General features: G+C 65.1%; 8 protein-coding genes and 1 pseudogene. 5 read left to right on the plus strand and 4 right to left on the minus strand.

Annotation, left to right across the window (positions count from 1 at the left end; genetic code table 11):
* Window positions 1-96 precede the first annotated feature (96 nt).
* On the plus strand, window positions 97-903 hold the full coding sequence (locus VGN68_RS15915; protein ID WP_327477882.1) for a lipid II flippase Amj family protein: 807 nt from the start codon (window positions 97-99) through the stop codon (window positions 901-903).
* Between the two features lie 5 nt (window positions 904-908).
* On the opposite strand, the gene VGN68_RS15920 is transcribed toward VGN68_RS15915, so the two are convergent.
* From VGN68_RS15920 to VGN68_RS15930, 3 genes are all read right to left on the minus strand, one after another.
* Window positions 909-2,156, minus strand: coding sequence for a Xaa-Pro peptidase family protein (locus tag VGN68_RS15920; protein WP_327477884.1), 1,248 nt, complete (start codon window positions 2,154-2,156; stop codon window positions 909-911).
* Between the two features lie 138 nt (window positions 2,157-2,294).
* Complete coding sequence (locus tag VGN68_RS15925) at window positions 2,295-3,497, minus strand: DUF1343 domain-containing protein (protein ID WP_327477896.1); 1,203 nt, start codon at window positions 3,495-3,497, stop codon at window positions 2,295-2,297.
* Between the two features lie 2 nt (window positions 3,498-3,499).
* On the minus strand, window positions 3,500-4,057 hold the full coding sequence (locus VGN68_RS15930) for a DOMON-like domain-containing protein (RefSeq protein WP_327477886.1): 558 nt from the start codon (window positions 4,055-4,057) through the stop codon (window positions 3,500-3,502).
* A gap of 46 nt (window positions 4,058-4,103) precedes the next feature.
* Between VGN68_RS15930 and tyrS the strand changes: the two genes are divergently transcribed.
* The gene (tyrS, locus tag VGN68_RS15935) at window positions 4,104-5,330 is read left to right on the plus strand and encodes a tyrosine--tRNA ligase (protein WP_327477888.1); all 1,227 of its coding nucleotides are present in this window, start codon (window positions 4,104-4,106) and stop codon (window positions 5,328-5,330) included.
* A 74-nt stretch (window positions 5,331-5,404) separates the two neighbouring features.
* Window positions 5,405-5,746, plus strand: coding sequence for a PilZ domain-containing protein (locus VGN68_RS15940; RefSeq protein ID WP_088439277.1), 342 nt, complete (start codon window positions 5,405-5,407; stop codon window positions 5,744-5,746).
* Window positions 5,747-5,873: 127 nt separating this feature from the next.
* On the opposite strand, the gene recG is transcribed toward VGN68_RS15940, so the two are convergent.
* Window positions 5,874-7,940 (minus strand): ATP-dependent DNA helicase RecG, encoded by a 2,067-nt coding sequence (gene recG / locus VGN68_RS15945; RefSeq protein WP_327477892.1) that lies wholly within the window; start codon window positions 7,938-7,940, stop codon window positions 5,874-5,876.
* Between the two features lie 232 nt (window positions 7,941-8,172).
* On the opposite strand from recG, the gene VGN68_RS15950 reads away from it, so the two are divergent.
* Window positions 8,173-8,433 carry a succinate dehydrogenase assembly factor 2 gene (locus VGN68_RS15950; RefSeq protein ID WP_327477894.1) on the plus strand — a complete coding sequence of 87 codons (261 nt, stop codon included), beginning with the start codon at window positions 8,173-8,175 and terminating at the stop codon, window positions 8,431-8,433.
* A pseudogene (locus VGN68_RS15955) lies at window positions 8,430-9,815 on the plus strand (transcription-repair coupling factor); the annotation flags it as partial. The gene VGN68_RS15950 and the pseudogene VGN68_RS15955, both read left to right, overlap by 4 nt.

Here is a 9,815-nt window from a genome sequence, read left to right on the forward strand (position 1 = left end):
CGAGCGAAGTCGAGACACCTATCGGCCGCGCACGCGCTCGGGGTGTCTCGACTTCGCTCGACACGAACGGATTTCATAAGTTCCGCTAGGCGCCTCATGATCGACCTTCCCCTCGTCACCATCCTGCTGCTGACCGGCTTCATCAACCTGATCGGCGCGCTCGCTTATGCGGCGCGGATCGCGGGAGTGCGGACGCGGCGGATTGCGATGTCGTTTGCGCTGTTCAACATCCTCGTGCTCTTTTCACGCACCTCGAACAGCTTCCTCGGTCCTTTCCTCGCCAAGCGGATCGAGACGCGGCTGCACGACGGCAGCGGCGCCTCACTGTTCATCGACATGCAGCTTGTGCTCGCCGCGGCGAGCGTCGCGACGTTGATTGGCATATTGCTGGTGCCGACGGGGCAGCGGATGTTTGCCGCCGCGATCGGCTGGTATCAGACCAACCGGTCGACGACAAAGCTGGCGGTCAAGGCGGTGAGCCCGAGCGGACTGCGGACGCTGCGCCGGTCACTGACACTTCCCAGCCTCGCGCATCTCAAAAGCTGGAGGATGCCGAAGGGGATCAGCTGGGGGGTGCTGATCGCCAATTGCCTCGCGCAGTCGCTGCTCGCGGTCGGCGTCGTCGCGTCGCTCTACGCCGGCTATCTTGCCCCCGAATTCCGCGTCACCGCATCGCAGCTGTCGGCGCTGATCAACGGTTTCGCCACAATCCTCCTCTTCGCCTTCATCGACCCGCAATTGTCGGTGATGACTGACGATGCGGTCGAGGGCAAAGTCGACGAGGCGGAGTTCCGCCGCGCCATCACCTTCATTTCGCTGAGCCGCCTCGCCGGTACGATCCTTGCGCAAGCGCTGCTGCTGCCCGCGGCAATGCTGATCGCTTATGTCGCCGTCTATGTTTAGCAGCTTCAATCGAACGGCTGGTCGATCGACGGCGGCGGTTCGCTGAACCATTTCGGCCCGCTGTCGGTCATGTAGAAACAATCCTCGAGCCGGATCCCGAACTCGCCCGGGATATAGATGCCGGGTTCGTTCGAGAAACACATACCCGGCGCCAGCTGCGTCGTCTCGCCGCGCACCAGATTGACCGGCTCGTGCCCGTCGAGCCCGATGCCATGGCCGGTGCGGTGCGAGGTGCCGGGCAGCTTGTATCCCGGCCCCCAGCCGAGGCTTTCATAATAGGCGCGCACCGCGTCATCGACCTTGCCCGCGGGCGTGCCGAGTTTCGCCGCGGCGAAGGCGACGTCCTGCCCCTTGCGCATCTGGTCCCACACCTGCCGCTGGCGCGGGGTGGCTTTGCCATAAACGAACGTCCGCGAAATGTCGGATTGGTAGCCATGCACGGTCGCGCCGCAGTCCATCAGCACGACCTCGCCGTCCTTCACCGCCTGTGGTTTGCCCGACCCGTGCGGATAGGCGCTCGCTTCGCCGAGCAGGATCAGCTCGAATTCGCTCTTGCCGCCGAGCGCTTTTGTCGCCGCAGCCATGATCGCGCCGATCTGGTCGGGGGTCATCCCCGCCTCGATGCGAGGCGCGGTGTGCCGATAGGCGGCGAGCGTGATGTCGTTCGCCACCTGCATCAGCGCGATTTCGGCGGGCGACTTGTGCATCCGGCAGCCGCGCACGACGGGCGCGCCGTTGACGACCGTCGCGTTCGGCATCGCCTTTTCCAGCCCGTCGACCGCGAAATAGCGCACCGTTTCCTCGACGCCGATCTTGCCTTTGGTCAGCCCGCGCTTGCCCAGCCAAGCGGCGACCGCGGCGAGCGGATTGTCATCTTCGTTCCAGGTCAGCACGTCGGCCGCAACGTCCAGGCTTTCGCGCACCGACGGCTCTTCGAAAAAGGGCGTGACGACCGCCAGTTCGCCCTCGCGGGTCAGCACCGCAGCGGTCAGCCGCTCGCTGCGCGACCAGCGCACTCCGGTGAAATAGATCAGGCTCGACCCCGGCTCGATCAGCAGCGCGTCCATATCGTTCGCGCGCAGCAGCTGGGTCGCCTTGGCGAGCCGCGCCACCCGCTCTGCCTTGCCGATCGGAACCGCCTTGGCGGCCAGATTGGGAAGACCGGCGGTATCGTCCGCCCAGGCCGATGAAGGCAGCGTTGCGGCCAGTCCGCCGAGAGCCGCGGTGCCAAGAAATTGCCTGCGTTGGATCATTTCAATCTCACCAAATTCTTCGCCCAACCTCAAACCCGTTCGTCCTGAGCTTGTCAAAGCACCGTTGTTCACTTCAACGTCGAAAAGAAAGGGCGGTCCTTCAACAAGCTAAGGACGAACGAGGCCAGAAGTTCTGGATCAATAAATCAAAAGGTCTGCAATCTCATCCCGCCACGCCGCCTCATCGGGCAGCGCGAGCGCATCGAGATCGCCCGCATCCGCGCCCGCATCGTCGACCCACAGCCGCAGATCGGGTCCGCCGTTGATCACGTCGATCGCCAGCACATCGTCGGTATATTCATATTTGAAGTCCTTGCCGCGCCAGATCGGATAATCGGGATAGAGCGAGCGGATCGCCTTGAACCCCAGCGCCTGCACCCGCCAGGGCTGAAACGCGGCATCGTCGTACCACGGCCCTTCGGCATGGATATGAACGCCGCTGCACAGCTGACCGACATGCTTGTGAAAGGTCGGCTGGAACCAGATATCGCGCAGCTTGCACCCCGCCAGCCAGTGCGGAGCGAGGCGGTGCATTTCGGCAATCACCGCCTTGGCATCGATGTCGGGGGCGCCGAAGAGTTCGAGCGGGCGGGTGGTGCCGCGGCCTTCGCTGAGCGTGGCGCCCTCGACCATCACCGTCCCAGCATAGGCGCGCGCCATATTGACGTTCGCGGCATTGGGGCTGGGGTTGATCCACACGCGGTCGCTGGGCCAGCCATAGCCCGGACCGGACTGCGGCGCCCAGCCTTCCATTTCGATCACGCGGTAATCAACGTCGAGGCCGTAGTGACGGATGAACCAGCGCCCCATCTCGCCCATCGTCAGCCCGTGGCGCATGACCATCGGCGCCGCGCCGACGAAGCTTTCCCAGCCGGGGCGGAGCAAATTGCCCTCGACTGGGCGCCCGGCCGGGTTCGGGCGGTCGAGCACCCATACCGCCTTGCCATGCTGCGCCGCGGCTTCGAGCATGTAGAGCAGGGTCGTCACATAGGTGTAGATACGGCAACCGAGATCCTGAAGGTCGATCAGCACGACGTCGAAGGTGTGCATCGACTGGCCGGTCGGACGGCGTACCTCGCCATAGAGGCTGAAGCACGGAACGCCGTGGACCGGGTCGGTGAAGTCGGGCGACTCCATCATATTGTCCTGCAGGTCGCCGCGCACCCCATGCTGCGGCCCGAACACCGCGGTGACATTCACCCCCGCGGCGACGAGCGCGTCGAGGCTGTGGGTCAGGTCGGCGGTGACCGAGGCGGGGTGGGCGAGCAGCGCGACGCGTTGACCCGCCAGCGGCGCGCGCAGCGCGGGGTCGGCGAGCAGGCGATCGATACCGAATGTCATCGTCATGCCGCGCCCGGTGCCGCAAGCGTGAGCGCAAAGCAATCGGGATGATGGAAATCGGGTTTGCCGGGCGGATGCGCGAGCGCCCAATAGCTTTTGGTGCCGTCCAGCTCCTCGATCACTGCCGATAAAGCGAGTTTCGACCCGGTGTCGGGAAATATCCCCGGTTCGACGCGCAGCGCATAGTGCGCATCGCTGCGTTCGGCAACCATCTCCCACGGCGCCAGCTCGTCGGGGCGCAGCAGCGAGCGATAATCGTCGAACTGGTAACAGGCCCAGCGGCCGTCGGGGGCATAGTTGAATTCGGTATAGTCGGGCTGACCTTCCTCGGTCAGGAACGCCTCGAAACAGGTGCCTTGCCACAATCCGTCGGTCGCGCTGTCGGCGATGACGAGCTGGCCATCGCCCGGCGGCAGCACGATATCACCCACCGCGCCCTTGACGACATAACGCAGCGCAAAGCCGTCATCGAACGAGAGTGTGATTTCGACCGCGACCGACCGCACGGTTCGGGCCGGGGTGTCGGGGTGGCAGATCAGCGACTTGCGAATGCTATCCAAAACCCCAACCCCATGCTAAGCGCGCCCCGCTTGAAAAGAAGGCGCTATGACCAACCACAAATCCGACCTGCTGCGCGTCCTCGATCAACGAGGCTATATCCACCAGATGACCGACGCGGAAGGGCTCGATGCGCTTGCGGCGAAACAGGTCGTCCCCGGATATATCGGTTTCGACGCAACCGCGCCCAGCCTGCACGTCGGCAGCCTGGTCCAGATCATGATGCTGCGCCGCTTGCAACAGACGGGGCATAAGCCGATCGTGCTGATGGGCGGCGCGACGACGCGGATCGGCGATCCGACCGGGCGCGACGAAAGCCGCAAGATGCTGACCGACGCGACGATCGCCGCGAACATTGCGTCGATCTTCAGCATCTTTCAGCAGTATTTGACCTTCGGCGACGGCCCGACCGACGCGGTGATGGTCAACAACCACGACTGGCTGGGGCAGATGGGTTACATCGACCTGCTGCAGGAAGTCGGCACCCATTTCACGATCAATCGGATGATGACGTTCGATTCGGTGAAATTGCGGCTCGAACGCGAGCAGCCGATGACCTTCCTCGAATTCAACTATATGATCCTGCAGGGCTATGATTTCCGCCATTTGTCAAAGGACATGGGGGTGCGGCTGCAGATGGGCGGGTCGGACCAGTGGGGCAATATCGTCAACGGCATGGAGCTGGGCCGCCGGATGGACGGCGCCGACCTTTACGGCCTGACGACTCCGTTGCTCACCACCGCGGCGGGCGCCAAAATGGGCAAAACTGCGGCTGGCGCGGTATGGCTTAATCCCGAACAACTGTCCCATTTTGACTATTGGCAGTTCTGGCGCAATTGCGACGACCGCGACGTCGGCCGGTTCCTGAAGCTGTTCACCGACCTGCCGCTGGACGAGATCGCGCGGCTCGAAGCGCTGGGCGGGGCTGAGATCAACGAGGCGAAGAAGGTGCTGGCGAACGAGGCAACCGCGCTGTGCCGCGGCGAAGAGGCGGCGCGCACCGCTTCGGAAACCGCCGCGCAAACCTTTGAAAAGGGGCAGATTGGTGGCGACTTGCCGCAAGCTTTCGCGCCCGCCGAGGGGATCAGCGTCGTCGATGCGCTGCGCGACCTGGGCTTTGCCGCGTCGAACAAGGAGGCGCGGCGCAAGCTTGACGAGGGCGCGGTGAAGGTCGATGGCGTCGTCATTCGCGACCCGCACCACCTGATCTTACCCGGCACCGATCCCGTGCCGCTGAGCCTGGGCGCGAAAAAACATGGCCTTGTGACGCGGTAAGGCGCAGAACCACGTTTACCCAATCTTCAGCATTCGAGTGGATTTTCATGCCCAAATCAACAAGGTCCACAAAAATGCGCAAGATCGATACCAGCAAGGCCCATTATGTCGGGCTCGACCAGCGAATTGCTCCGCGTAGCGACGTCTATGTCCGCTTGCCCTTCGTCATGCCCGACGGACGGCAGGAAATGTGCACCTGCGTCAACATCAGCGCCGACGGTATGCTGATGCGTTTCGAACGCGGCCTCGAGATCGGCGACCTCGTCGTGTTCCGCATGCCGATCATCGGCCGCACCGCGGCGAAGGTCGTGTGGTCGCTCGGTGGCAAGACCGGTGTCCAGTTCGACAAGTCGATCGCGGTCGAAGATTATCTGCCGATGATCCGCGCCATGGGCGCGCGGGCGGATTTGAATTGAGAAATCCCCTCCCGCTTGCGGGAGGGGCAGCGAGACTTGCGAGCTTGCTCGCTAGTCGCAGCGGGGTGGGCATCCGAAAGGGTGCTGGCCCACCCCCAACCCCTCCCGCAAGCGGGAGGGGAGAAGTTTAGCCACTCCGCAATAACGGCACCGCCGCATCGCGCTCGAAAAGATAAAGGCAGTGCCGCACCGGCTCGCCGCGCGCGCCGTCCATCCCGCCGTCGCGTTCGACGAACAGCCGCGCGTCGTCGTGCGCAACCGGCAACAACCGGACCAGCTGTTCGGCGCTCGCCAGCCGATAATCGGCATCGCCCGACTGCTTGAGCCCAAGCAGCTCGCCGCCGCCGCGCAGTTCCAGATCCTTTTCGGCAATCACAAACCCGTCGTTCGTCTCGCGCATCAACGCCAGTCGTTCGCGCGCGGTTTCGGACAGGTTTTGCGAGCGCAGCAACAGGCACACCGATTTCGCCGCGCCGCGCCCGACGCGGCCGCGCAGCTGGTGGAGCGGCGCAAGACCAAAGCGATCGGCATGTTCGACGATCATCAGGCTGGCAGCGGGAACATCGACCCCGACCTCGATCACCGTTGTCGCGACCAGCACCCCGATTGCGCCCGCCTGGAATCGTGCCATGACGTCATCCTTGTCCGGCCCCTTCATCCGGCCATGGACCAGTCCGACCCGATCCGCGCCCAGCCGCTCGCGCAGCAGCGCCGCGCGTTCCTCGGCAGCAGCAAGCTCGCTCATCTCGCTCTCGGCGACGAGCGGGCAGACCCAATAGGCCTGCGCCCCGGTAGCCAGATGGCGCTCCAGCCCGCCGACCACCTCGTCCAGCCGGTCGACCGATACGACGCGGGTATCGACCGGGGTGCGCCCGGGCGGCATCTCGTCGATCCGCGACACGTCCATCTCGCCATGGTTGGCGAGTTGCAATGTGCGCGGGATCGGGGTCGCGGTCATCACCAGCAGATGCGGCGGGCGCGCAGCCTTCTGGGTCAGCATCAGCCGCTGCGCGACGCCGAAGCGATGCTGTTCGTCGACCACCACCAGCGCCAGATCGCGATACGTCACCGCATCTTGGAAAATTGCATGGGTGCCGACGAGGATGTCGATGCTGCCGTCAGCCAGCCCCATCAGCGTCGATTCGCGCACCCGCCCCTTGTCGCGCCCGGTCAGGATCGCGATGTTCACCGGCAGCCCCGCGAGCATCGCCTGCAAGGTCGCGAAATGCTGGCGCGCCAAAATCTCGGTCGGCGCGAGCAGCGCCGCCTGCGTCCCCGCCTCGACCGCCGCCAGCATCGCGCGCAGCGCGACCAGCGTCTTGCCCGACCCGACGTCGCCTTGCAGCATGCGCAGCATCGGCGTCTCGCGCCCCATATCGGCGGCAATCTCCCGCCCCACCCGCTCCTGCGCCCCGGTCAGCCCGAACGGCAGCTTGAGCGCGTCGATCAGCCGCCCATCGCCGACCACTGCACGCCCCTTGCGCTTGCGCAGTCCTTCGCGGATCAGCATCAGCGCGACCTGGCTCGCGAAAATCTCGTCATAGGCCAGCCGGTCGTGCGCCGCCGCGTCGTGCGGACTGGCGTGAGCGCGCGTCAGAGCCTCGCGCCAGGCGGGCCAATTGCGACTGGTCAGCAGCGGCCCGTCGATCCATTCGGTGAGTTCTGGTCGCCGTTCGAGCGCAATCTCGACCAGTTGCGACAGCCGCGCATTGGTCAGCCCTTCGGTCAGCGGATAGACCGCCTCGCTCGTCGCAATCGCCTCATCACTGTCCGGTTCGCTGACATGGTCGGGATGGACGATCTGGCGCATCTCGCCATAGGTATCGAGCCGTCCCGACACCTGCCGCGGTTCGCCGAGCGGGAACAGCTTTTTTGCCAGTGCCGATGTGCGCCCGAAATAGACGAGCCGGACATGGTCGCCCGCGGCGTCGAACGCATCGACGCCAAAGGGCGCACGCGGACTGCGGCCCGACCGGTAGTCCTGCGCGGTGAGCGTGATGATAATCTGTTGCCCCGGCTGGGCGTCGTCGAGGCGATCGACCGGATGGCGCTGCACGAGTCCGGTCGGCAGATGGAACAGCACATCGACGACGCGCTCCAGCCCGAGCCGGGCCAGCGGCTTGGCAAGCTGCGGCCCGACACCTTTCAGGTCGGTGAGCGCGGCAAAGAGCGGATTGAGGATTTCGGGTCGCATGGCTCATCGTGTCTAACGCTGACCGCGCAAAGTTACACCCCCTCTCCCCTTGCGGGAGAGGGCAGCGAGACTTACGAGCCTGCTCGTTGGTCGCAGCGGGAGAGGGGTATGCGCTTGCAAAGCGAGCGCGCGCTCGCCATGCGAGCGCTCACCCTCATCCAACTTCGCCTAGCCGCCAAGCGGCTAGGCTCCGTATCCTTCTCCCGTCGAGGGAGAAGGGAAAGAGAAACAGATGACCGACCGCCTCAAACGCCTGAAATTCCGCGCCTGGCACCGCGGCACGCGCGAGGCCGACTATATGATCGGCGGCTTTTTCGACCGCTATGCCGCAACTTGGACCGACGACGAGATCGCCTGGTACGAGATCGTCGTCGAGGAGGACGATGTCGACATCATGGCGTGGGCGCTCGGCACCGGCGAGCCGCCCGCGCATCTCAACCGTCCCGAAATGATCGCCGCGATGCGCCGCCTGGACTATATCCCGCTGCCATGACCGTTCCTGCCGCCGACATTTTTGCCGCGATCGGATCGGCAGCGGCGCCGCTGACACTGGCCCGCGCCGCCGACGGTTTCCTGCCGCTGCTGCTCGCCGATCTGGCACGCGCCAGCGACAAGCGGCTCGTCTATGTCGCGACCGACGACACGGCGATGCAAGCCATTGCAGACGCCGCGCCCTTCTTCGCCCCCGACCTCATCGTGCACCGCTTCCCGGCATGGGATTGCCTGCCCTATGACCGCGCGGGGCCGTCGATGCGGGTCAGCGCCGACCGGCTGGCGACGCTGTCGGCATTGCAACAGCCTGCGAAACGCGGCGAGCTGCTCCTCACCACCGTCGCCGCGATCACCCAGCGCACGCTGACCCCCTTCCGCATCCGCCAGCTCGCGACCACGCTTGCCGCAGGCCAACGGATCGACCGCGACGCGCTCGCCGAGCTGCTCGTCTCGAACGGCTTCAGCCGCGTCGACACTGTCGCCGATCAGGGCGAGTTTGCGGTGCGCGGCGGTATTCTCGACCTGTTCCCTGCGGGCGAGGAAACCGGGCTGCGCGTCGATTTCTTCGGCGACGAGATCGAAAGCATCCGCCGGTTCGACCCCGCCGACCAGCGCAGCCTTGGCCCCGCCAAGGCGCTGCAACTGCTCCCCGCCGCCGAAACCCTCCTTGATCAGGACACGATCAAGCGCTTTCGCTCGACCTATCGCGATCTGTTCGGGGCGCAGGCGACCGGCGATCCGCTGTATCAGGCGGTCAGTGAGGGACGGCGGCAAGCGGGCATGGACCATTGGTTGCCGCTGTTCGAGGAGCGTCTGGCGACGCTGTTCGACCATATCGACCCCGCGACCCCAGTGCTGCGCGGTCACCGCAGCGAAGCCACCGCCGAGACGCGCTTTGCCGCGATCGTCGATTATCATGCGAACCGCGTCGCGGCCGAAAAGGAATCGGCCGGCAGCTATCGCCCGCTGGCGCCTGAAACGCTGTATTTGACCGATGGCGAATGGGCGAGCGCGACGACGAACCGCCCGATCCACATCATCACCCCGTTCGACGTCGCGCCGTCGCCGACCGTCGTCGACCTCGAAACCTTTGCCGCGCGCGATTTCACCCCCGAACGTGCCGCCGACGCCAACGTCTATGAGAAGGTCGCCGATCATCTGAGCGACGAACGCCGCAAGGGCCGACGGACGATCATCGCCAGCTATTCGGGCGGCGCGCGCGATCGCCTGTCGGGGTTGCTGCGCGAGCATGGTGTGACGGGGTTGGTGCAGGCCGAGACTTGGCAGGAGGCGCTTGGTTCCAGTTCCGTTCGTGTCGAGCGAAGTCGAGACACCGCAAAAAACAGCGCCACCCCGCGGCGTGTCTCGACTTCGCTCGACACG

The organism is Sphingopyxis sp. (genome assembly GCF_035998965.1).
Classification (GTDB): Bacteria; Pseudomonadota; Alphaproteobacteria; order Sphingomonadales; family Sphingomonadaceae; genus Sphingopyxis.

Excerpts from the sequence above, each read along its gene's own strand:
- VGN68_RS15915 (WP_327477882.1), top strand. The coding sequence starts at position 97 with ATGATCGACCTTCCCCTCGTCACCATCCTGCTGCTGACCGGCTTCATC.
- VGN68_RS15920 (WP_327477884.1), bottom strand. The coding sequence starts at position 2,156 with ATGATCCAACGCAGGCAATTTCTTGGCACCGCGGCTCTCGGCGGACTG.
- VGN68_RS15925 (WP_327477896.1), bottom strand. The coding sequence starts at position 3,497 with ATGACATTCGGTATCGATCGCCTGCTCGCCGACCCCGCGCTGCGCGCG.
- tyrS (WP_327477888.1), top strand. The coding sequence starts at position 4,104 with ATGACCAACCACAAATCCGACCTGCTGCGCGTCCTCGATCAACGAGGC.
- VGN68_RS15940 (WP_088439277.1), top strand. The coding sequence starts at position 5,405 with ATGCGCAAGATCGATACCAGCAAGGCCCATTATGTCGGGCTCGACCAG.
- recG (WP_327477892.1), bottom strand. The coding sequence starts at position 7,940 with ATGCGACCCGAAATCCTCAATCCGCTCTTTGCCGCGCTCACCGACCTG.
- VGN68_RS15950 (WP_327477894.1), top strand. The coding sequence starts at position 8,173 with ATGACCGACCGCCTCAAACGCCTGAAATTCCGCGCCTGGCACCGCGGC.